Below are 23,382 nucleotides of genomic sequence, written 5' to 3'. Positions count from 1 at the left end.
TAAATGGGTAATGTACAAGTTGCTGTAGAAGCATGTTTAGTTCGTCTGATCACAGATACGTTATAAAGTAGTTTGAGACTTTTTTAAATCCCTCAATGCGTAAGTCCTATACATCTAAAAAAATCACTCCGAGCGTGGTCACTGAAACTGCCGAGAAGCTTGAAAAAGTAGCAGTCGAGGCTAAAGATCAGGCAATTGGAACCATCGAGGAAAGTAAGGAAAAGCTTGAAGTTGAAGCCAAGCAGTTAAGCGACACTGTGCAGGAACAATTGCGTCAATTTAAGCAGGAGGTGTTACAGCGTATTGATACTTTGAAGGAGCAGATTTTCGGTTCGCAGAAAGAATTAACTGAACTGAAAAGCTTTATCAAGACAGAATTCAACGCTGTCGTCGAAGACTTATCTAATCTGGGTAAAGAGTTGAAAGAGGATGTCAGTCAGATTTCGACCAAGCATAAGGAACATCTGACCGATACTTTTAAACGTTCTAAGGACAGTACCATTGAAGTACTGAAAAAAGTCAAACCCGTGGTGAAAACAGAGAGCTCGGACAAAAGTCCTGAGCTGAAAAGTTAGGCTGCGCTGAAAGGCCGCTATTTAAAAAGGAGAACAATCAAATGTTCTCCTTTGTCTTTATGCAGCAAAACGGACTCACAATAACAATTAAAGGGGGTCACGATGCAACAGCATTTTGTAGGTGTACTTATTTTACTGATATTGATCATGCTACTGAATCTGGAAAGCGGATTGGGGCGCATACTTTATCTAGGTGTAATCGTATTATGTTTGGGAGTGCTGGGACTGGTGTTTGGGACCATTCTTCTGATGATCATTACTTTTGCTTTTATTCTTTATGCTGCTGTGAAATCTATTCAGGAGCAGCATCATCTACATCATTAAAATATGAACGTTGAAAACAATAAAAAATCTAAAATAATTATACAGAGGATCAATCATTTTTGAGCAATAAACAAAAACGTGAGACTTTAAGTCTCACGTTTTATTCGCCTGTTACACTTTAAATAGCTGATGCACAGCGTCAATCTATTTAAAATACATGCAACCAGTCACGTTTATTATGAAAATCTGCCTGAGGACTACTATGCTGCATGGCATAGTATTGATCACCTTGTGAGGTTTTTAAAACAGCAGATAAACCCAGGAACAAGTTTTCCCATTTCAGTTTATGTGTTGCCATAAAATCAGTCAGATCCACACTGACATTGAGACCATAATGCGTACGTTTGAGCTGGTTCAGCTCAATATCATCCGCAGCTTGGGGGGGCATATCTTCAGGATAGCGGTATTCTTCGAATTGATAAGCCTGCCAGGCCTGAGAAGGGGAAAGATTAATCTCACGATAAAAATCTTCGCCCTGAACCCCAATAAAAATTTCAAAGCAGGTCTGTTCCCACAGGAAATCCTGACGGGGATGTGCCGTCACCATGTCGGGCCACAAGATGTACTGATTGGGATCACGGATCCAGAAGCCCACATTTAAATTGTATGGGCCTTGCTGTTCAATGGCGGCAACCAGAGAGATGGCCTGAAAACGGCGATCAAATGCGCTAAGTTCGTAACTTGCCATAAGTCCTGTACTTAGTTAGACAGATGAGCGAAACGGACAAGGTTGGACAATTTTTGGTTTTGTTTCGCAGCTTTCTTGTAAAGCAGCGCAATTTTACCAATAGTTTGAACTACTTCGGCACCAGTCGCTTCTGAAATTTCAGCAATCAATGCTGCACGCGCTTCACGATCCTCAGCTACGATTTTTACTTTAATCAGTTCGTGATCGTTTAAAGCACGCGCCAATTCTTCGATGACATTTTCAGTCAGGCCTTTGTCACCCAGCATAACGACCGGGTTTAAAGCATGTCCGATTTGACGTAAACGCTTACGTTCCTGAATAGATAAAGACGCCATGAGAGATAACCTGAATTTTAAAACGGCTTAGTATAGCAAAAGCAAAAAACAAACGCTTTAAATTATCAGGAAATAATCATTTCCAATATCTCTTCATAACGAGCAAAACTCCTAGATTTAGATACACATGTATACTGCAAAATATGTCTTTTTCACGTACAATTAATAATTGGACGTTTTTTTATTTAGAGAGTTATGGCTACACGCATTACCAACCAAAAGTTATCTAAAAGTAGTCGTGATTGGATGAGAGAGCATTTAGACGATCCTTATGTGAAAAAGGCGCAAAAGGACGGCTATCGTGCGCGTGCAGCATATAAGCTCTTAGAGATGCAAGAAAAGTACAAGATCATCAAACCCGGCATGACTGTAGTCGACTTGGGTGCAGCTCCCGGGAGTTGGTCACAAATCGCAGGTAAGCTAGTCGGTGACAAGGGTTTATTGATTGCATCTGACATTTTACCAATGGATGCATTACCTGATGTGACTTTCTTGCAAGGCGACTTTCGTGAAGAAGAAGTCTTCCAGCAATTGTTAGAAATTTTAGATGGTCGTACTGTAGACGTTGTAATTTCAGATATGGCCCCCAATACATCAGGTAATAAGGCTGTAGATCAACCGCGTCAGATTTACTTGTGTGAACTTGCACTGGATTTTGCCAATAAGGTGCTAGGCCCCAAAGGTCAATTTGTGGTAAAAGTTTTCCAAGGCTCAGGTTTTGACGAATTCCGTAAGCAAGTGGTTGATAGTTTTGATGTTCTGAAAACATCTAAACCTTTGGCATCACGTGCTCGTTCCAAGGAAGTTTTCCTGATCGGGCAGGGACGTAAGAAGGCTTTAAAATAAGTCTACTTGCCAAGTCGTTAAAAATTGTGCATTTTGTACGTTTTCAGATAATTGTAAGTTGATTTACAGCTTAAGTATTAAGGTCACCCTGAACAGGGCATGATCAAATTAGATTGGAATGGGAATAAAGCTTTGAGCGATCTTTTTAAGAATGCCGTATTGTGGCTCGTGATACTGGGTGTGCTGGTGTTAATCTTCAGCAACGTCAGTGACCGCAATCAACCGACTACAATGAACTACTCAGAGTTTGTTGCCGCGGTCAATGCTGGCCAAATTAAACAAGTTGTGATTGACGGCGAAAGAATTCGTGGCGAAAAATCGAACGGTTCAGAGTTTGAAAGTATTCGTCCGGCAGTTCAGGATCCTGAACTGATGCCAAGCCTGATTAAAAATAATGTTGTGGTCGAAGGTGAAGCACCACAACGTCAAGGCTTGCTCATGCAGTTGCTTATTGCAAGTTTCCCTGTACTTTTAATCATTTTGTTATTCATGTTCTTTATGCGCAACATGGGTGGCGGTGCAGGTGGTAAAAACGGCCCAATGAGTTTTGGTAAATCTAAAGCCAAAATGCTGTCTGAAGACCAGATTAAAGTCACTTTCACTGATGTTGCCGGTTGTGACGAAGCCAAGCAAGAAGTCGTTGAAATCGTAGATTTCCTGAAAGATCCAACCAAATTTAAACGTCTGGGTGCGAGTATTCCACGTGGTGTGTTAATGGTGGGTCCTCCAGGTACGGGTAAAACCTTACTTGCCAAAGCCATTGCCGGTGAAGCGAAAGTTCCATTCTTTAGTATTTCAGGTTCTGACTTCGTTGAGATGTTTGTCGGTGTCGGTGCATCCCGTGTACGTGACATGTTTGAACAGGCAAAACGTCATGCGCCATGTATCATCTTTATTGATGAGATTGATGCAGTCGGTCGTCATCGTGGTTCAGGTACTGGTGGTGGTCACGATGAACGTGAACAGACACTGAACCAGATGCTGGTTGAAATGGACGGCTTTGAGGGCAATGAAGGCATTATCGTGATTGCTGCAACCAACCGTGCAGATGTACTGGATAAAGCACTTCTTCGTCCAGGCCGTTTTGACCGTCAAGTTGTGGTTGGTTTGCCAGACATTAAAGGTCGTGAACAAATCCTGAATGTACATTTGAAAAAATTGCCTTCAGTGACAGGTGTGGATGTTAAAGTTCTTGCACGTGGTACACCGGGCTTCTCGGGTGCGCAATTAGCAAACCTGGTGAATGAAGCTGCTTTATTTGCTGCACGCCGTAACAAAAACACCGTCGATATGCATGACTTTGAAGATGCAAAAGACAAGCTGTATATGGGTCCTGAGCGTAAATCGATGGTACTTCGTGATGAAGAGCGTCGTGCGACGGCTTATCATGAAGCAGGGCATGCGATTGTTGCTGAAAGCTTGCCAGGTACAGATCCTGTGCATAAGGTGACAATCATGCCACGTGGCTGGGCTTTAGGTGTTACCTGGCAGCTGCCTGAATTTGACCAGACCAGCCATTACAAAGACAAAATGTTGAATGAACTTTCGATTTTGTTTGGTGGCCGTATTGCTGAAGAAGTCTTCATTAACCAGATGTCGACCGGCGCTTCAAATGACTTCGAACGTGCAACCAAAATGGCGCGTGCGATGGTAACCAAGTACGGTATGTCGGACAAACTTGGTGTTATGGTCTATGAAGAAGATGCACAGCAATCTTTCATGGGCAGTATTGGTAGCCGCAGTATTTCGGAAACTACACAACTAGAAGTCGATCGTGAAATTCGTCGAATTCTGGATGAACAATATAAAATTGCACGTGATATCTTGGAGAGCAAAAAAGATATTGCCCATGCGATGGTGAAAGCCTTGATGGAATGGGAAACCATTGATCGTGATCAAATCCGTGACATCATGGAAGGTCGTGAGCCTCAGCCACCAAAAGTCTATGTTGCAGATAATCCTGTGATTGATGTAACGCCAGATGATGGTCCGTTGACTCCTCCGCCATTGCCAGCGAACTAAGCTCAATAAAAAAACCACCTTCGGGTGGTTTTTTATGCTTGTCATTTTTGTCATATCTTTTTGAGTGTTATATTGAGCGATTAAAAATGAATAAGAAAAACAAAAATGAATATGCCTGTTCTGGAATCCAGTGTTTACCAGCTTCGTCTTGAACCGTTGAGCTGGGAACATTTTTCTGATTTAGTGGTTGCATGCGCTGAAGAAAATTTAGGTAAGATTTTATATAATTCGGTGCCTTATCTGCATAACTTAAAAAAATATTTTTCTCAAGCTTTCGAACAACAGGCTCAAGGTGAAAGAATGGTTTTTGCCGTAATTGATTTAAACTCCGGCCAAGCAATTGGAACCACCAGTTATCATGATATTAAAGCGGAAATTTCACGTTTTGAAATTGGTTATACCTGGTATGCCAAGCGCTATCACAGAGCTTATGTAAATCGCGTTTGTAAATATCTTTTGTTAAGACATGCTTTTGAAAATTTAAATGCTCAGGTGGTCGGCTTTCGAACTGATCATTTGAATCTTCCCAGCCAAAAAGCGATTGAGGCATTAGGTGCCAAACGAGATGGCATTATCAGGTGTCATATGCTACGTAAAGATGGACAGACTATTCGAGATAGCTATATCTATAGTATTTTAGAAAGTGAATGGGCAGATGTGAAAGCATTATTACAAACTAGACTGATGCAATATTCCCAAAACAATTACTTCGAAATCTAGGTCCTAGCCTTATTCCACTTTGCTTTATTCAGCGATCCATAAGACAATATCGGGGTTATTTTGAGTGAGTATTGAATCATGCAGCTGATGCCTTTGTTACCACATGTATGGACATTTGGTGATTTAAAATTGGACTTATCCCAGCCGCATGTGATGGGGATTCTCAATGTCACCCCAGACTCTTTTAGTGATGGTGGTCGGCATAATCACAAAGAAGATGCAGTCTCACGTGCGCTTGAAATGATCGCTGAAGGCGCGACCGTGATTGATATTGGCGGTGAATCGACCCGTCCAGGTGCCGCAGTGGTAGAAGTGGAAGAAGAAATTCGCCGCGTAGTGCCTGTGGTGGAAGAACTGGCTAAACATAAGGTCATTCTCTCGATTGATACGTCGCAACCTGAAGTCATACGCGCAGCGGTTCGGGCCGGAGCACATATCTGGAATGATGTCCGTGCTTTGACTCGGCCGAATGCATTGCAGACCGCAGCAGAACTCAATATTCCAGTGATCATCATGCATATGCGCGGTGAGCCGACCACCATGAACAATCTGGATCAATATGAGGATGTCACTAAAGATGTGATACGCGAGTTATCCCAACGTGTTCAGGATGCTTTAGATGTTGGAGTAAAAGCGGAAAATATCATGATTGATCCAGGTTTTGGTTTCGCTAAAAATGCCCAGCAAAATTTAAAGCTGTTGCAAGAGTTTTATAAATTGACAGAAATGGGCTATCCGATTTTGTCTGCTTTATCACGTAAACGCTTTATCGGAGCAGTTTTGGATGGGGCAGAACCACAAGAGCGTGCAGTGGGTTCAGCAACAGCGCATTTGTTGAGTATTCAGCAGGGTGCATGTATGGTACGGGCACATGATGTTAAAGTCACAGCCGATGCGATTAAAGTCTGGCAAGCTATGCAAATGGTTTAAAAATCGAGGCTGGGAAATCCCTACATTGGCAATGTTGTTTGGCTTTTAAGCAACAATATGCTATATAGGCACGCTTAGATTAGATAGTCATCCTTTAGAGTGCCTGTAATGTTTGCAGATTTACTTCTCCCCATGTTCGATGATGAGTATTATCCCGATATTCTGGTTGCTGAAATCAAGCAGCACATCGAACGTTTTGCCCAAAAAGTCGCTAAATCAGGTTTGTCAGATCAAGAAATTTACCAGCTTGCCAATCTGACTGTGGCTGATATCAATATCATGAAACCTCAGTTCGAAGATCTGGATTCGTCTCTGGATGATACTGCCGCGGATTATATTGCCGAAGCCATGATGATGGTGGTGCAAGAGCACGGCCTGTTCGAGATTGAAATGGAAGAACTGATTACCAATCGTGAATGGTGATTTAAGAAAACCCTGCAGATGCAGGGTTTTTTATTGTCTGTTCAAATAATCTTTAAAGCTATTAAAGCGAATTGAGCCGAGTAATTGTTGCTCTTCATTCATGCATTGCTGATAAAGGTTTTGGTAATAAGCCTGTAGATTCGATTGACCTTGAATCTGTTGTGGTGTTTTTGATTTGGATTGTTGATAAGCCCAAAAAGCCAGTTGTCGGAGTTTCTGCAACCTGATCTGGTCAATCGCACTACAGGAACTTTTAAATAAAGGTTCCAGGATGACCACCCCAAAGGAAGAAATCGCTAAAATGATCATACTAATGATGACCAGTACATCCGAATGAATCAGATAAAGGTTGAGCAATAAGCTCAGAAAAATTGGAATTTGCAGATAGAGACAATTTTGCAAACGCTGACTATAGACTTTGGAGCTGAATTGCGCCTGATATTGTGCATGCCAGATATAAGGATAAAGCAGTGCCATCAGCACAATTAAGGTGACATTAAAGGCAATCGTGGCATTCTTGAAAAAATAATATTCCAGAAATACGGAGCTGAGACTACAGGCTACACAGACCAGAAGGGACAGTAAATTAATCGCGATAACAAACTGGATATTTTGCAAGGCATTAAATTTAAAGCGGCTATAACGCAGCTTAAGGAAAAAAGCGTCTGGATGACGTAATTGTAATGTAGCGAGATCAAAGTGTTTTAATTCTGACATGGGGATTTCGCGCTAAAAGAATAAAATTCAGGCACAAAAAAACCAGCCTAATGCTGGTTTTTTTATTGCACCATTTTAATAAATATTAAAATGGTGCCCGAGGCCAGACTCGAACTGGCACGCTTTGTGGGCGGGGGATTTTAAATCCCCTGTGTCTACCGATTTCACCACTCGGGCATGTGCGCAATAATAGAGGACGAAATAAAGCTTGGCAAGCAAATTCCGAAATGATTGCTTTCTTTTCAAGCAATTCCGTGGCTTCTATTCTAAAAATCAGCAAATCAACGTTTTTTAAAATTCAATATTTGCAGATCTTTAAGATGGCCAATGAAAAAGGATAGAGAGAACTATGAATTTTCATCCAGATAGCTGTCGACATCTAGATGCTTGATCGTTTTACAATATTGATGCTCATATTTCAGCAGCCGCGTATATAACCCGGCATAGTGATTTAATTGCTGTTTTAGTTCGGCATGCCGAGGATCATGGCTTGAATAAAAACGTAATTTTAGTCGGATCAGACAGGTCTGTTTATAAGCCCAAAAACAGATTTTACGTAATTGTTGTAGCTGATAGTGCTCAGTATTTTTGCTATTTTCCTTGAATAAATTTTCCCGATAAAAGCGCACAAAGCCAAAGCTCACGCCAAAGAAGAATAAGCTCCACATCAGCAAACTGCTTTGTATAAAGACCGGATTTAAGGCTTGCAATAGAATCACAATAGCCATCTTGATTGGAGTATGCCGTAATAACTGATACAGCGAATAAGAAGAATGCTGAATCTGGTACAGAATCAAGGTCTGACTCAACATCAGGAACAGTAGAATGGCCAAAATGGCATAACTCTGTGCCTGAAATTCACTGATTTGCACAAAAGATTGCTGTACCAGATCTCCTAACATCAAACTGATGGGAACAAAAATCATGGCGGCCAAGGCCCAAGGAATGAAGAGCTTGGCTTTATCCCAGATTCCACGGATTTTAATCTGACTGTAAAACAGGTAATTTCCTTTAAATGCAGTCGGATATTGGCGCTTAAGTTGCTGCAGCAACAAAGTCACTTGCGTAGGGGGCATCATCCAGAGATTAATTTAATATATAGATGAAGCACTATAGTCGATTTTGCGCAAAATCGCAGAAGAAATGCAGTTTCAGGTCGTAGCGCTGTTTTAATCATGAAGATTTTGATTTTTTAGCCACGAATTATGCGAAAATAGCCGATTCAAGATTTATTTTTTTAAGGACAGTTTATGACTGATCAATCTCCTCAGGCGTTAAGCGACATCGAAATTTTAGACATCCTGCAAAGTATGAAAAAGGATGAGCTAAATACTGAGGCGCAAGCAGCAATTCGTCAGGGTGGTAAAGCTGGTCGTCAGGAAGCGCATAAAGCAGCCTTAGTAGCATTGAATCAGTCATTTGAAGACAAATTTGTCGAAGCCGTATCTTTGGCTTTGGGTCTGAATGCAGCACAAATCAAAAAAATCCGTTATAAAAAAGACCGAATCCGTATTTTAAAAGCGCGCGGTATTGATTATATGGCGATTGATGGCGCTGAAACTGCGCAAGTGCTGTCACAAATTGCCCAAGCAATTGTGCGTGAAGATGCCATTGTCACCCATGACCTGCATAATATTTTCCCATTCTGGAAAGAAGGCTGGCCAATGGTGCAATTCGATAATGCCTACAAAATTTTAGAAGATGATATCCAGATTCACTATCAAGCCGTTCTTGAGGCTTTATTAGCAAAAATCTAAGCTATAACTAGATCTAAAAAAAAGCACCCAAAGGTGCTTTTTTAATCACGATATATCAGTGCAATCAGCCAGCTGATGGGCAGAATAAATAAACGCCACCACGTGATTAATGGCCAATAAAAATACTCTCCAAATCTCAAGGTCGAGTCGAAACCTTGACGGCGACGTTCATGCGGGTAGGGAATAATGAAAACTGTTAAAACCATCAGAATGATGGCTGCGAGTAAAAGCAGGGGATTCTGTTGTTTGGCAAAGAAGAAGTAAAACAAATACAGGGCTGAATAAAAAAACAGACATGCCAATAATGCAGAAATATTCATCACTCACCTTATGGATTTTTTTATTAGAATAATTTTTTGAATAGAGGGCTAAAAAGAAGAACCAGATTAATCTGATTCTTCTTGAATAACTGAATTGGTTTCGATTAGGCGGGTCACCAGCAACTGGTCAATTTTAAAATGATCGACATCCACCACTTCAAACTTATAAGCACCAAATATCACGGCATCTGCAGGACGTGGAATCTTGCGTAATTTATACATCATGAAGCCAGCGATGGTTTCATAGTTCTCATCATCAGGCATTTCATCAATTTCAAGCGCATGCTTGATGTCTTCAATCGGCGTGCTGCCTTCAATCAGCCAGGAATTATTGTCACGTTTAATAATTTGCTGATCGGCTTCAATAGGCGTCACCCAGTCACCCATCACGGTAATCATAATATCAGAAAGGGTAATCACGCCAACGACCAGCGCATATTCATTAATGACGACGGCAAACTTTTCCTTGGTGGAACGGAAACGGTCCAGAACTTCCGATAAGGTCAAAGTGTCAGGAATGGTCAACACATTACGGATGGTATTTTCATTGAGCTGCAGCAGCGACTGGTTGTTCAGAATACGCACCAGAATGTCTTTGGCATCGACATAGCCAATCACACTGTCGATGTCATTGCTACATACCAGAAATTTGGAATAAGGATATTCTGCCAGCTTTTGCCGAATACTTTCTTCCGGTTCATTCAAGGTGAAGAACACCACATTTTCACGTGTAGTCATACTCGAAGGCACGTTACGCTCTTCCAGCTCGAATACATTTTCAATGAAATGATGCTCCTGTTTCTGGAGCACGCCTGCCTGCGCACCTGCATCCATCACTGCAGAAATATCATCAAAAGTAATATTGTCATCCCGGATGGTATTCACTTTAAACAGACGGAACAGCATATTGGCAATCGCGTTAATGAACCATGCCAAAGGTTTACAGACTTTAATGAAAATCTGAATTGGCTCGATGACTGAGACTGCGATCTTTTCTGGCGCAATCATGGCCAGACGTTTCGGCATCAGGTCCGCAAATAAAATAAATAATGAAGTGACGACAGTAAAGGAGAGCGCAAAGCTAATATTGTCAGCCCAAGGTCCTTGGTAAAAGCGGGAAACAAAATTATAAATATAAGGGCGGAAGGCACCTTCACCTAAAATACCGCCGAGAATGGCAACTGCATTTAAACCAATTTGAGAGGCTGCAAAGAAGTCCGCAGAATTTTCTTGTAGATCTAAAACTTTTTGAGCGCGATGATCACCCGACTCAGCCAGAATTTTGAGTTTGACTTTACGGGCACCAGCGAGGGCGATTTCAGTTAAAGATAAAAAACCGGCCCCCGTGATGAGTATTAAGATAATCACGATATTTTGTAAGAGGCTCACAAATCCACCTGTGGATGAATAGTATCTTGGGATATTTTTAACACAAAAAAAGACTTGAGGTGTAACAACGACAGCTCAAGTCTTCAAAGTATAATCTTAAAAAATAAGAATTTAGAAGATTTTGAGTTTAATAATGTGAAAATTGAGAATTATTGCTCAGGAATTCACGGTTTTCTTCTTCAATCATTTGACGCGCAACATACAAAATCAGCTGACGTAACCAGCGATGTGCCGGATGATGATGCAATAAAGGGCACCATGCCATTTTCAATTCAAATTCCGGAATATAAAATGGCGGATCTTTTAGAATTAAATTGTGATTCTTTGCTTGCAGGCGTGCGATGCGTGAAGGAAGTGTTGCGACCAAGTCGACATTGGAAGCCAATAAACCCGGCATCTGGTAATGACGGGTAAAGACCGAAATTTTACGTTTCTGGCCAATCCGCTCTAAAGCCTGATCAATCCAGCCTAAACCGGCCTGTTTTTCAGGATTGACCCCGAAGCCAACCCCCATACCGGTTTTAGAAACCCAGATATGCTGTGCATCCAGGTAACTTTTAAGGTTTAAATTGCTTGCGGCAGGATGCTTGTTATTTAAAAGACAAGAAAAGCTGTCACGCCAGACCAATACCTGATGAAAACTTTGTGGGATTTCATTAAAACGGTTGATTGCCAGATCGACCTTGCCTTGTTCCATGTCACGATACGACACATCACTTGGTGTTAAGAAGTCGAGAACAACATTTGGAGCTTCTGAACGTAGGGCTTTGACGAGACGTGGAACCAGTGTGGCTTCCGCATAATCCGAAGTCATGATCCGGAAGACACGATTTGAGGTATAAGGACGGAACTCGGTACGTGGTTCCAGAATCATCGACAAGTCAGCCAGGGCATCCCGAATACGTGGTTGTAATTCTAAAGCACGTTCGGTTGGGGTCATGCCTTCAGAAGAACGGATCAGGAGGGGATCATTAAATAAATTGCGTAATCGGCGTAAAATATTACTCATGGCAGGCTGGGTAACACCCAATTGTTCTGCTGCACGTGTGACATTTTTTTCGCGAAGAAGTACATCAAGATAAATTAATAGATTGAGATCGACCCGCTCCAGATTCATAAAAGAAATACCGAGAATAAATACAAGAAATTATGATGATTATGCCATAATTGCCGGGCCTTGTGTAAAGCGCCGATGAAAAAAAGCCATGTGCTCACTGATAAAGTTTACAGAATTAACACAGGCTTAAGCTCCATTATTTCGAGTGTACATAAGAAAAAAGATGTACGTTAAATGGATCATCATTTAGCCTTTTTTATAGATTGGGATGAAAACCATATTTTCGGTTTAAAAGAACATGAGAAAGGCTGTTCTTGTATTCAAGATTTGAGTGAAAAGTAAACTAAATTAAAAATTCATTAAGTTGAATAAATCATCAAAGATCAGTATTTTTTAAAAATAAAGGGGCATAGAACTCATGGCCAGACTTAAGTCTAATGAATTATTTTTAAGCAACATGCGGAAATTTTACCCATTTTTATTTTTAAATAAATTTATATAAAACAGTGTATTAATATAATTCATTAAGATTGTACTAAGACTTTGATCTACTCATTTTTTAAATAAATACTGAAGATTCTTGCAGACTATTGGATTAATTTTCATAAGCCCACTAATCTTTAGCTATCCCAACGGATCGTCGAAAATCTGAACAAGTCATTGAGGGTGTGATTTGAGCGGTTCGTTGCAGAAAAATCCTAATATTATTACAGGAATATATCATGACTACATACCAAACAGCGATTGATGCAATCCGCGAATTAAAAGCGAAATTCGGTAACACTTGGGCAGACATCAGTCCTGAAGATGCTGCGCGTATGCAAATCCAAAACCGTTTCAAAACTGGTTTAGACATTGCGAAATATACAGCGGCAATTATGCGTCGTGATATGGCTGCTTATGATGCAGACTCTAGCAAATACACTCAATCACTAGGTTGTTGGCACGGTTTCATCGCGCAACAAAAAATGATTGCGAACAAAAAATACTTCGGTACAACTGAACGTCGCTACATCTACCTTTCTGGTTGGATGGTTGCAGCACTTCGTTCAGAATTCGGTCCACTTCCTGACCAATCTATGCACGAAAAAACGTCTGTTCCTGCATTGATCGAAGAAATCTACACTTTCTTACGTCAAGCTGACGCGAAAGAATTAAACGACTTGTTCCGTGCCCTTAAAAAAGCACAAGAAGCGGGTGACACTGCTAAAGCAGCTGAAATCACTTCACAAATCGACAACTTCCAAACTCACGTTGTGCCAATTATTGCGGATATCGATGCTGGTTTCGGTAACGAAGAAGCGACTTACTTACTTGCTAAGAAAATGATCGAAGCGGGTGCTTGTGCACTACAAATCGAAAACCAGGTTTCTGACGCGAAACAATGTGGTCACCAAGCTGGTAAAGTAACAGTTCCACACGAAGACTTCATCGCGAAAATCCACGCTCTTCGCTATGCATTCCTGGAAATGGGTCTTGACGACGGTATTATTGTTGCACGTACTGACTCTGAAGGCGCTGACTTGACTCAAAAAATCCCAGTGGTTAAAGAGCCAGGCGACATCGCTTCTCAATACATCAGCTACTTAGACACAACTGAAATCGACATTTCAGAAGCGCAAGAAGACGAAATCCTGATCAAGCGTGATGGTAAACTTCACCGTCCTAAACGTCTTGCTTCTGGTCTATACCAGTTCCGTGAAGGCACGCAAATCGACCGCGTCGTACTTGACTGTGTAACTAGCCTACAAAACGGTGCTGACCTGCTTTGGATCGAAACTGCGACGCCTAACGTTGCTGAAATTGCTCACATGGTTAACCGTGTACGTGAAACAGTTCCAAATGCGAAACTTGTTTATAACAACTCGCCTTCGTTCAACTGGACTTTAAACTTCCGTCAACAAGCATATGACCGTTGGGTTGCTGAAGGTAAAGACGTTTCTGCTTACGACCGTGCTAAGTTAATGAGCGCTGAGTACGATGCAACTGAACTGGCTGCTGAAGCTGACGAAAAAGTTCGTACATTCCAGGCTGACGCTGCTCGTGAAGCGGGTGTGTTCCATCACTTGATCACACTTCCGACTTACCACACAGCTGCGCTTTCTACTCATGAGCTTGCTCAAGGTTACTTCGGTACTGAAGGTATGTTGGCTTATGTTGCTGGCGTACAACGTAAAGAAATCCGCGGCGGTATCGCATGTGTTAAACACCAAGCAATGGCTGGTTCTGACATCGGTGATGACCACAAAGAAATCTTCGCTGGTGACAATGCATTGAAAGCTGGTGATGATTCTAAAAACACAATGAACCAGTTCAGCGCTTAATCCGCTCAATTGATTCACCAAAAAACCCTGCAGATGCAGGGTTTTTTGTTTGGAAAAATGCTATTAATAAATAGGGAAGAGCAATCTCAAGAATATGCTCAAGAGGGATTATCCATAATTTCTCCATGATTGGTTTTTATCGCAGTTTTTATGTGTTTAATTCTTGCATTCTAGTGCTATGTCACTGAATATTTCGATATAGCATACTTATGTTCTGCATCAATTTACCCCTATTTAATTAAAAGTGACCCGGACTTATGCTGTCTAAATTTTTTATCCACCGCCCGATCTTTGCTGGGGTACTGGCGATTGTTGTCATGGCAATCGGCTTGTTCGCAGTAATGAACCTGCCAGTGGAACGTTATCCGGACATTGCCCCGCCAAGGATAACGGTGGCAGCAACTTATAGCGGCGCTTCTGCGGAAACCGTGGAAGAAAGCGTGACTCAAGTGCTGGAACAGCAAATCAAAGGCATTGATCATCTGCTGTATTTCAGCTCGAGTAGTGATTCTTCAGGGCGTAGTCGGGTCAGTATTAGTTTTGAAAATGGTACCGATCCGGATACTGCACAGGTGCAGGTACAAAATGCGATTAATGGCGTTCTGAACCGCTTGCCAGAAGATGTGCAACGCCAAGGTGTTAATGTCTTTAAATCGCTCGGCGATACCCATATGGTGATCAGCCTGTATGATGAGTCGGGGCGCAGCAACAATATTGAACTTTCCGACTATCTGATGACCCATCTGGAACAGGACATTTCCCGGATTGAAGGCATTGGTGAGGTTGATGTTTTTGGTTCACAATATGCGATGCGGATCTGGCTGAATCCGGCAAAATTAAAACAATATAACCTGATGCCAAGCGATGTGCGTGCTGCGATTGAAGCCCAGAATACTCAGGTTGCGGCAGGGGCGATTGGTGATCTTCCCGCCATAGACGAGCAATACCTGAATGCCAAAGTCACTTCGGGATCGCGACTAAAAACCGTGGAAGAATTCCAGAATATTATTGTTAAATCGGATCGTGCCGGCAGCTTTATTTATTTAAAAGATATTGCCCGGGTGGAACTGGGTGCTGAAAATTATCAGTCTTATAGTACCAATAATGGTTATCCATCAGCAGGGTTAGGTATTTCGCTGGCGTCAGGGGCCAATGCCATTGCCACCTCTGATCTGATTAAAGCTGAAATTGCCCGCATTTCCCAGCAATTGCCTGACGGGTATAAAATTGCCTACCCACGTGATAATACGCCCTTTGTACAAGAATCAATTAAAGAAGTGGTCAAAACCCTGATCGAAGCCGTGATTTTGGTCATCATTGTGATGTTCATTTTCTTGCAGAACTGGCGTGCCACCTTGATTCCTACCGTGACTGTTCCAGTGGTGATTTTGGGTACCATGGCGGTGCTGTATGCACTGGGTATGAGTATCAACACCTTAACCTTATTTGCGCTGGTTCTGGCGATCGGCCTGTTGGTGGATGATGCCATTGTCGTGGTAGAAAACGTCGAACGGCTGATGCATGAAAAGCAACTGTCCGCCAAGGACGCTGCCCTGGAATCCATGCAGGAAATCAGTGGGGCACTGATCGGGATTACGTTGGTTTTAACCGCAGTCTTTATTCCGATGGCTTTTTTTGGCGGATCGACTGGCGTGATCTACCGACAGTTTTCTATCACTTTGGTTGCTGCGATGTCGCTGTCCTTAATGGTGGCATTGATTCTAACCCCAGCATTGTGCGCGCTTATTCTAAAACCGAATCCTAAACCGGCAAAATGGGCATCCTGGTTTAACCAGAAATTGGAGCATTTAAAACATCGTTATCTGAATCTGTCTAAACTCACGATTCAGCGTCAGGCGATCTGTTTGCTGCTGTTTGCCGGATTGATCGGTATATTTGCACTGTTTTATCGTGCCTTGCCGACCAGTTTCTTACCGAGTGAGGATCAGGGGATTTTGAGCCTGCAGATTAAATTGCAGGAAGGCGCCCCGATGAAAAATACCATTCAGATCGGAGAGGAAGTCCGTAAGTATTTTCTGGATCAGGAACAAGCCAATGTCAATCTGGTGATGATCCGTTATGGGCGAAATTTCTCTGGAACTGGTCAGAACCTCGCGACCGGTTTTGTAGCGTTGAAACATTGGGATGAGCGTTCCGGTCAGGACAATACTGCACAAGCGATTCGTGAACGGGCCTTGAAGCATTTTCAAAGTAATCGCAATGCACAAATTAACGTGTCCATGCCAGCTTCAGTCAATGGTCTGGGACAAACCGATGGTCTGGATTTCTGGATTCGAGATATCAATGGCAATGGCCGGCAATATCTGGAACAGCAATTTAAAGCGCTGGAAGCTCGGGCGGGCAACTATACGAGCTTTGAAAATCTGGGCAAGCGTTCTAATCCTGACAAAGCAGAACTACGTGTCAATATTGACCAGAAACAGGCCATGGCCAATGGCCTGACCCAATCGGCGATTAACAGTACCTTATCCAGTGCTTGGGGCGGCAGTTATATCAATGACTTTATTGATCGCGGCCGGATTAAACGGGTGATCATGCAGGGTGATGCTGAATTCCGTTCCAAGCCGGAAGATCTGGCACAGTGGCATGTACGAAATGACCAAAATCAGATGGTGCCTTTCAGTAACTTCTCGCAAGTGGGCTGGAGTGGTGGTCCTGAAGTGGTCAACCGCTTTATGGGGTATACCGCATTGCAAATGGAAGCCGATCGGGCCAAAGACAGCAGTTCCGGCCAGGCCATGCAAGATGTGGAAGCTTTAATTGCCGAGCAGGAAGGGGTGGATGTGGTCTGGAGCGGTCTTTCTTTCGAGGAAAAACAGTCCAATAATCAGGCGATCTGGCTGTATCTGATTTCAATTGGTTTTATTTTTCTTTGTCTGGCGGCTTTATATGAAAGCTGGAGCATTCCAACCGCCGTGATGTCAGCTATTCCACTCGGGATTGGCGGCAATATTATTTTCAGTTATCTGGCTGGTTTCCCGAATGATATCTATTTCCAGATTGCCTTGCTGACTACCATTGGTCTGTCCTGTAAGAATGCCATTCTGATTGTGGAATTTGCTTCATTAGCGCAGCAACAAGGTAAATCGGTAGTAGAAGCCGCACTAGAAGGTGCGTCTTTACGTCTACGTCCAATTTTGATGACTTCTTTGGCCTTTGGCGCAGGGATTTTACCGCTGGTCTTTGCTACAGGCGCTGGTGCGGTGAGTCGTCAGGAAATTGGCGTGAGTGTATTTGGTGGTGTCATTTTTGGAACATTGCTGGTGCTGATTTTTATTCCATTTATGTATGTTTTAATTCGTCGACTCATCATCAAAAAATCGCGTGCTTAAAATAAAGGAAAACTCTAGAGCTGAAAAATCCCCGTTTATACGGGGATTTTTTTATCGCCAAAACTCGTCCAATGACTGGTTGCGTTTTCAGCATGGTGTGAAAATTGCTATAAAAATCATCTATTCATACAAGAATGTGTCGTGAGAATGCATCTGATGGGGATTTTTATTCATGTTGTCACGCTTTTTTATTTATCGACCTAAATTTGCAGCCGTCATCGCCATTATCATGATGGTATTAGGAATTTTTGCACTGCAAAAAATTCCGATTGAGCATATGCCGAATATGGATGCACCTGCGTTAGGGGTTTCTGCGGGGTATCGTGGTGCATCTGCGGAAACCGTTGAGCAATCGGTCACGCAAATTTTAGAACAAGCGGTGAAAGGCATTGAAGGTTTGGAAAGCTTTCAGTCCAACAGTAGCGTGGGACGTGCAAATCTGACACTGTCGTTTGAGCAAGGAGTAGATCTCGATCAGGCACTGTTGCAAGTGCAAAATGCGGTCAATGGTGTGCTAAGTCGATTGCCTGAAGAAACCCAGCAAAATGGAGTGGCTGTTTATAAACAAGGTTATGATCAATTTGCATTACTGAGTTTATATGATGAATCAGGGAAGGCGACACCTACAGAGCTTGCTGACTATTTAATGGTGCATGTTGAACCGCGTTTTTCCCGTATTGACGGAATGGGTGAAGTGGAGCTTTATGGCGCAGGCTATGCGATGCGCATTTGGCTCAATCCACATAAACTGCGCCAATTTAATCTGATGCCGAGTGATATTCGCAATGCAGTCGAGGCACAAAATGCACCTCTTGTATCTGGTTCTATTGGTGGATTACCAACAGCACAAGATCAATACATGAATGCCAAGGTTAGTGCGGGATCACGTTTAAGTAGTATTCATGAATTTGAAAAAATTATTGTGAAGACAACAGATTCAGGTTCGGTCCTGTACTTGAAAGATGTCGCACGTGTTGAGTTGGGGGCAGAAAGTTATAACCATTTAAATTATACCAACGGTCATTTATCCGCTGCGTTATCGATCCAATTGGCGCCACGGAGTAATGCCATTGCGGTTTCAGAGCAGATGCAAACGGTATTGAAAAATGCCCAAGCCAATTTGCCTGCACATTATCAATTGCGTATGACCATGGACAGAACCCCATTTATTACCAGTTCAATTGAACAAGTCGCGAAAACTTTGGTCGAAGCGATGGTACTGGTGGTTTTGGTGATGTTTATCTTCCTGCAAAACTGGCGCGCCACTATTATTCCTGCAGTCACGATTCCGATTGTAGTTTTAGCCACATTTGCGGTGCTGTATGTACTGGGAATGAGCTTAAACAGTTTTACCTTGTTTGCCCTGATTTTGGCGATTGGCCTGTTGGTCGATGATGCCATTGTGGTCGTGGAAAACATTGAACGTTTGATGCATGAAGAACATTTGGATGCTCAGGCTGCAGCTTTAAAGTCAATGAAGGAAATCAGCGGTGCATTGATCGGGATTACTTTGGTCTTAACTGCTGTATTTATTCCCATGGCATTTTTTGGCAGTATGACAGGAGTCATCTATCGTCAGTTTTCCATCACGTTGGTCGTGGCAATGCTACTTTCTTTATTGGTGGCACTTATCATCACCCCTACATTTGCAGCGCAACTGCTAAAACGTCAACCACATCAACCAAAATGGGCACAGCGTTTTAATCGTGGCATGGATAAGCTCACCATACGTTACCAAAAGCTTTCTGCACGTAGCATGCAGTTTAAAATGACGATGTTGGCTGTATTTAGTATATGTGTTTTAGGCTTTGGCTGGCTTTATAAAACCTTGCCCGAAGGGCTAATGCCAACGGAAGATATGGGCTTTGTCATGGGTCAAATTGTGATGCCGGGCAATGCACCACGTTCTGAGATAGAAAAAGTAGGGCGTGAAGTCCAGGACTATTTAATGCAACATGAATCTGAGCGCATTCAAAGCATTGGGATTTGGTATAGCGGAAACAATGTTGGGGTTGGGCCTTATCGTGGTCAGCTATTTGTCGTATTAAAGGACTGGGCAGCGCGTAAAAATCCTGAAGATACCGTCTTTGCTATTGTAGATCGTGCACAAAAGCACTTTGCCAATCATACCAATGCCCAGATTTTCTTTATGGCACCTTCTATGTCAAGTAATGGGCGTGTGGTCGACTTCTGGTTACAAGATCTAGATTCACGGGGTAGCGAGTTTTTACAGCAATCCTTCTCTGAGATTGAAACTCGTGCCAAAGCAAAATCATCGATTGAATATTTACAACTTGATGTACCCAAAGAAAGTGCCGAGCTGAATATTAAACTGGATGTAGAACGTTTACTCAAATATGCCGTACCTCAGCAAAGTTTTAATAGTACGTTGGCTGCGGCTTGGAGTGGTACTTATATCAACGACTTTATTGATCGTGGACAAATCAAACGGGTCATCATGCAAGGCGAAGCGGAGTTCCGTTCTAAACCTGAAGATTTGGCACATTGGCATGTTCGTAATAGCACAGGCGAAATGTTATCGTTTAATCAATTCACTACGCTGAATTGGCAAGGTGGACCGAATAGTATCAACCGTTATATGGGCTATAACGCCGTGCCTGTATATGCAGGTATTCCCAAAGATCAATTTTCGAGTCAAACCATGCAAGATGTCGAAGCTTTAGTCGATGAACAAGACGGAGTAAATTTGGCCTGGAGTGGAGCCGCCTTAGAAGAAAAACGTAGCAGTGGGCAAGCTATTTTCTTGTATCTAATTTCGATTGCCTTTATTTTCTTATGTTTAACGGCACTCTATGAAAGCTGGACGATTCCTGCTGTGGTGTTGACCGCGATTCCTCTGGGCGTGGGAGGAAGTATTCTGTTCTGTGTCTGGTTTGGTTTTGCGAACGATATTTACTTTCATATCGCCTTGCTGACGACTATCGGTCTGTCCTGTAAAAATGCAATTTTGATTGTAGAGTTTGCTGCACAAGCAGAGCGGACAGGTCATACTCCGGTTCAGGCCGCGATAATGGCTGCGGGCTTACGCTTGCGTCCTATTGTCATGACTTCCATTGCATTTGCAGCGGGCGTACTGCCTTTGATGTTTGCCACCGGTGTCAGTGCAATCAGCCGGCAGGAGATTGGCAGTAGTGTTTTTGGTGGGGTGCTATTTGCCACTGTACTGGTACTGCTGTTTATTCCCTTTATGTATGTATTGATCCGTGGTCTGATGGTTAAAAAAACGGTTTCTAAATCAGTGGTGATAGAGCATCCATCTTTAGAAAGTGAACAAGCCTGACTCAGTCAGGCTTTTTTCTGGCTAAATATCGAGGAATTGATTTATACAAAAAATATCGTCATATTGCAGCATGATCATTAAAATTATTCACATGAAAAAATTAGCATACATAGGGATCAGGATAAACATCTCTTGAATGCCAGACTTTTATAATGAGCTGCTTATGCCGACAATTTCAGAAAAAATCCAGAATATCCAACAACAATTACATTCTGAAAATCACGACATCGCTGTAGGCTTACTTAGTCAGCTGAATGTCGCCGATCAGGCGCGCATTTTAAGTCATTTAGATGCTCTGCAACAGGCCCGAATTTTAAGGGAACTGAGTGAACCGAGCTTGGTCTATGCTTTTATGCCCCTAGGGCAGCAGTTAAACGTGGCACAGCACTTATCTATTTCAGAACTTGTTCCCATTCTGGACGCAATGCCCTCTGATGATTTTGTCGATATTTATAAGCAGTTTTCGCCGCCGCTACAGCTGCAATTGATGGGCGCATTATCTGAAGAATCCCAGCAGACACTCAAAGATCTGGCCATCTATCCGGAAGGTACAGCGGGTGCCATGATGAGCTCAAGTTTTGTGACGCTCTCACCCGATTTAACCATGGATGAAGCGATACAGGCTTTACGTGTGGTGGCCGCCGGGCAGGAAACCCTGTATTTGATATATATTGTCGATGCAGAAAAACGGCTGATCGGTGTGATTTCCTTAAGGCAGATCATACAGGCCTTACCTGAGCTGAGCATTGCCGAGGTGATGCAACGTGACGTCATTTCTGCCCAAGTAACAGATGATCAGGAAATTGTAGCTCGAGCCTTGGCCTACTATGATTTTATTGCTCTGCCTGTAGTTGATGCACAGCAAAAACTCTTAGGAATTGTCACCTATGACGATGCAATGGACATTGTCGAAGCCGAAACCACGGAAGATATTTTAAAGTCGGGTGCAGTAACGCCGTTGACTGAAATGAGCCTTAAAACTGCCCCGATTTTGACCCTGTATCAGAAGCGGGTCTTTTGGCTGGTCATTCTGGTTTTTGGCAGTCTGCTCTCTGGAATCGGCATTGCACACTTTGAAGAGATCATTGCCGCACATATCGTGCTGGTATTTTTCTTGCCGCTTTTGGTGGGGAGTGGCGGGAATGCCGGTTCGCAATCAGCCACCTTGATGGTGCGTGCCTTGGCCACAGGCGATGTCGAGTTCAAGGACTGGTTTAACCTGCTCAGTCGTGAATCTCTGGTGGCGCTATGCTTAGGCGGCACCATGGCGATTGCTGTATCCATTCTCGGTTATATCCGGGGAGATATCATGGTCGCTGTGGTGCTGGCCATCAGCATGCTTGGGATTGTGTTGATGGGCTGCCTGATCGGCATGAGTCTGCCTTTTATTTTAAATAAACTCAAACTTGATCCTGCCAGTGCTTCGGCGCCGTTGGTGACTTCCATCTGCGATGCTACCGGTGTAATTCTGTATTTATTCGTTGCTTCCAAATTATTGTTTTAATTCACAGATTGATACATCAGCGTAGAAAAAATACTTTATGCTCAAGAAAATCAGCATTATTTCTGGAATAACCTATGCCTGAGCCTGAACAAAAACCAAAACTAAGCCAACAAGAGGTAATACGTCTGGAACGTGATCTGGCCAAGTTTGCCAATATGATGGATTCCGTGGTGCGTATTCCGTTTACCAAGCAAGGAGTAGGGGCAGACGCGGCTTTGAGTACGATTCCGGTTGCTGGAGATATTGCCGGTTTTATATTGACCTGTTATGCCATTCATAAGGCCAAACAGATCGGGGTGCCGAGTGCCAAACTCAATCCAGTGATGAAGATGGCGGCGATCGATGCGGTAGTAGGATTTATTCCGGTGGCGGGCACGGTCTTTGATATTTTTATCCGGCCCAGTCGCAAGGCACTCGATGTCGTGCACTTGCATATTCGTGAGGAATATCAGATTAGCAGTGACCGGCATGTGGTGCATCCATTTTTGCATGAAAGTCTGGAGCGCAAACAACAGCAATCTGCATTCTGGCGCAATCCCGTGGTGGCCTGGATCTGGATTCATATCCCCGATATTTTAGGTACTTTATTCCTGATTGTATTTGTCTTCGCGATCGGGTGGGGTGCTATGGCGCTGTATCAATGGTTCAGCCAATGATAGGTCAGCTAAAGAATAATTGAATCCAATAAAAAAAGCCTGCAATTGCATAATGCCAGTCAGTTAAGAAATTGACTGGCATTTTCTTGGATATTTTTGTGCTTTAATTTTCACTACTCGCGGACATTGCCTTTGCCTTTT

20 protein-coding genes and 1 tRNA gene are annotated in these 23,382 nt (G+C 42.8%); 13 read left to right on the top strand and 8 right to left on the bottom strand.

Going from position 1 to position 23,382, the window contains the following annotated elements:
• Positions 1-95: 95 nt before the first annotated feature.
• Both NI469_RS13240 and NI469_RS13235 read left to right on the top strand, forming a co-directional pair.
• Complete coding sequence (locus NI469_RS13240) at positions 96-575, top strand: hypothetical protein (protein ID WP_253175431.1); 480 nt, start codon at positions 96-98, stop codon at positions 573-575.
• A gap of 102 nt (positions 576-677) precedes the next feature.
• Positions 678-899 carry a hypothetical protein gene (locus tag NI469_RS13235; protein ID WP_004280572.1) on the top strand — a complete coding sequence of 74 codons (222 nt, stop codon included), beginning with the start codon at positions 678-680 and terminating at the stop codon, positions 897-899.
• Positions 900-1,047: 148 nt separating this feature from the next.
• Here the strand turns inward: NI469_RS13235 and NI469_RS13230 are convergent, their stop codons facing one another.
• A complete protein-coding gene (locus tag NI469_RS13230; RefSeq protein ID WP_044109433.1) occupies positions 1,048-1,587 on the bottom strand; it encodes a DOMON-like domain-containing protein in 540 nt (179 codons plus the stop codon).
• An 11-nt stretch (positions 1,588-1,598) separates the two neighbouring features.
• Positions 1,599-1,922 carry a ribosome assembly RNA-binding protein YhbY gene (gene yhbY, locus NI469_RS13225; protein WP_004280569.1) on the bottom strand — a complete coding sequence of 108 codons (324 nt, stop codon included), beginning with the start codon at positions 1,920-1,922 and terminating at the stop codon, positions 1,599-1,601.
• Positions 1,923-2,117: 195 nt separating this feature from the next.
• Here yhbY and rlmE point away from each other — a divergent pair, with 195 nt between their 5' ends.
• From rlmE to NI469_RS13200, 5 genes are all read left to right on the top strand, one after another.
• Positions 2,118-2,768: a 23S rRNA (uridine(2552)-2'-O)-methyltransferase RlmE gene (gene rlmE / locus NI469_RS13220; RefSeq protein ID WP_004645756.1), complete on the top strand. Its 651-nt coding sequence runs from the start codon at positions 2,118-2,120 to the stop codon at positions 2,766-2,768.
• 132 nt (positions 2,769-2,900) lie between these two features.
• The gene (ftsH, locus tag NI469_RS13215; RefSeq protein WP_004280565.1) at positions 2,901-4,790 is read left to right on the top strand and encodes an ATP-dependent zinc metalloprotease FtsH; all 1,890 of its coding nucleotides are present in this window, start codon (positions 2,901-2,903) and stop codon (positions 4,788-4,790) included.
• A gap of 105 nt (positions 4,791-4,895) precedes the next feature.
• Positions 4,896-5,510 (top strand): GNAT family N-acetyltransferase, encoded by a 615-nt coding sequence (locus NI469_RS13210; protein ID WP_121979614.1) that lies wholly within the window; start codon positions 4,896-4,898, stop codon positions 5,508-5,510.
• 78 nt (positions 5,511-5,588) lie between these two features.
• On the top strand, positions 5,589-6,440 hold the full coding sequence (gene folP, locus NI469_RS13205; RefSeq protein ID WP_253175429.1) for a dihydropteroate synthase: 852 nt from the start codon (positions 5,589-5,591) through the stop codon (positions 6,438-6,440).
• A 108-nt stretch (positions 6,441-6,548) separates the two neighbouring features.
• Positions 6,549-6,863 (top strand): DUF5713 family protein, encoded by a 315-nt coding sequence (locus NI469_RS13200; protein ID WP_004280560.1) that lies wholly within the window; start codon positions 6,549-6,551, stop codon positions 6,861-6,863.
• Positions 6,864-6,893: 30 nt separating this feature from the next.
• Here NI469_RS13200 and NI469_RS13195 read toward each other — a convergent pair whose 3' ends face one another.
• The 3 genes from NI469_RS13195 to NI469_RS13185 form a co-directional block, all read right to left on the bottom strand.
• Positions 6,894-7,580 carry a hypothetical protein gene (locus NI469_RS13195; protein ID WP_121979613.1) on the bottom strand — a complete coding sequence of 229 codons (687 nt, stop codon included), beginning with the start codon at positions 7,578-7,580 and terminating at the stop codon, positions 6,894-6,896.
• Positions 7,581-7,671: 91 nt separating this feature from the next.
• Positions 7,672-7,757 (bottom strand) — tRNA-Leu (locus tag NI469_RS13190).
• Positions 7,758-7,927: 170 nt separating this feature from the next.
• Positions 7,928-8,656 carry a hypothetical protein gene (locus NI469_RS13185; protein WP_121979612.1) on the bottom strand — a complete coding sequence of 243 codons (729 nt, stop codon included), beginning with the start codon at positions 8,654-8,656 and terminating at the stop codon, positions 7,928-7,930.
• Positions 8,657-8,830: 174 nt separating this feature from the next.
• Between NI469_RS13185 and NI469_RS13180 the strand changes: the two genes are divergently transcribed.
• Positions 8,831-9,337: a hypothetical protein gene (locus NI469_RS13180; RefSeq protein ID WP_004280554.1), complete on the top strand. Its 507-nt coding sequence runs from the start codon at positions 8,831-8,833 to the stop codon at positions 9,335-9,337.
• Positions 9,338-9,378: 41 nt separating this feature from the next.
• Here the strand turns inward: NI469_RS13180 and NI469_RS13175 are convergent, their stop codons facing one another.
• The 3 genes from NI469_RS13175 to NI469_RS13165 form a co-directional block, all read right to left on the bottom strand.
• Entirely contained in the window at positions 9,379-9,657 is a 279-nt protein-coding gene (locus tag NI469_RS13175) for a hypothetical protein (protein WP_004645748.1), read from the bottom strand.
• A gap of 66 nt (positions 9,658-9,723) precedes the next feature.
• On the bottom strand, positions 9,724-11,046 hold the full coding sequence (paeA, locus tag NI469_RS13170; protein ID WP_004280552.1) for a polyamine export protein PaeA: 1,323 nt from the start codon (positions 11,044-11,046) through the stop codon (positions 9,724-9,726).
• Positions 11,047-11,173: 127 nt separating this feature from the next.
• Positions 11,174-12,163 (bottom strand): LysR family transcriptional regulator, encoded by a 990-nt coding sequence (locus NI469_RS13165; RefSeq protein ID WP_005103940.1) that lies wholly within the window; start codon positions 12,161-12,163, stop codon positions 11,174-11,176.
• A 662-nt stretch (positions 12,164-12,825) separates the two neighbouring features.
• Here NI469_RS13165 and NI469_RS13160 point away from each other — a divergent pair.
• The 5 genes from NI469_RS13160 to NI469_RS13140 all read left to right on the top strand — a co-directional run bounded on the left by NI469_RS13160 (position 12,826) and on the right by NI469_RS13140 (position 23,241).
• Positions 12,826-14,427 (top strand): isocitrate lyase, encoded by a 1,602-nt coding sequence (locus NI469_RS13160; protein ID WP_121979611.1) that lies wholly within the window; start codon positions 12,826-12,828, stop codon positions 14,425-14,427.
• A gap of 257 nt (positions 14,428-14,684) precedes the next feature.
• Complete coding sequence (locus tag NI469_RS13155) at positions 14,685-17,780, top strand: multidrug efflux RND transporter permease subunit (RefSeq protein WP_253175427.1); 3,096 nt, start codon at positions 14,685-14,687, stop codon at positions 17,778-17,780.
• A gap of 172 nt (positions 17,781-17,952) precedes the next feature.
• Complete coding sequence (locus NI469_RS13150; RefSeq protein WP_253175425.1) at positions 17,953-21,081, top strand: efflux RND transporter permease subunit; 3,129 nt, start codon at positions 17,953-17,955, stop codon at positions 21,079-21,081.
• Positions 21,082-21,244: 163 nt separating this feature from the next.
• Positions 21,245-22,585, top strand: coding sequence for a magnesium transporter (gene mgtE, locus NI469_RS13145; RefSeq protein WP_253175423.1), 1,341 nt, complete (start codon positions 21,245-21,247; stop codon positions 22,583-22,585).
• Between the two features lie 74 nt (positions 22,586-22,659).
• Positions 22,660-23,241: a DUF4112 domain-containing protein gene (locus tag NI469_RS13140; protein WP_253175421.1), complete on the top strand. Its 582-nt coding sequence runs from the start codon at positions 22,660-22,662 to the stop codon at positions 23,239-23,241.
• Positions 23,242-23,382 lie beyond the last annotated feature (141 nt).

Origin of the sequence: Acinetobacter lwoffii (assembly GCF_024129735.1) — a bacterium.
Classification (GTDB): Bacteria; Pseudomonadota; Gammaproteobacteria; order Pseudomonadales; family Moraxellaceae; genus Acinetobacter; species Acinetobacter lwoffii_H.
The sequence above is the reverse complement of the archived record's forward strand: the minus strand, read 5'-3'. Positions and strand labels throughout refer to the sequence as shown.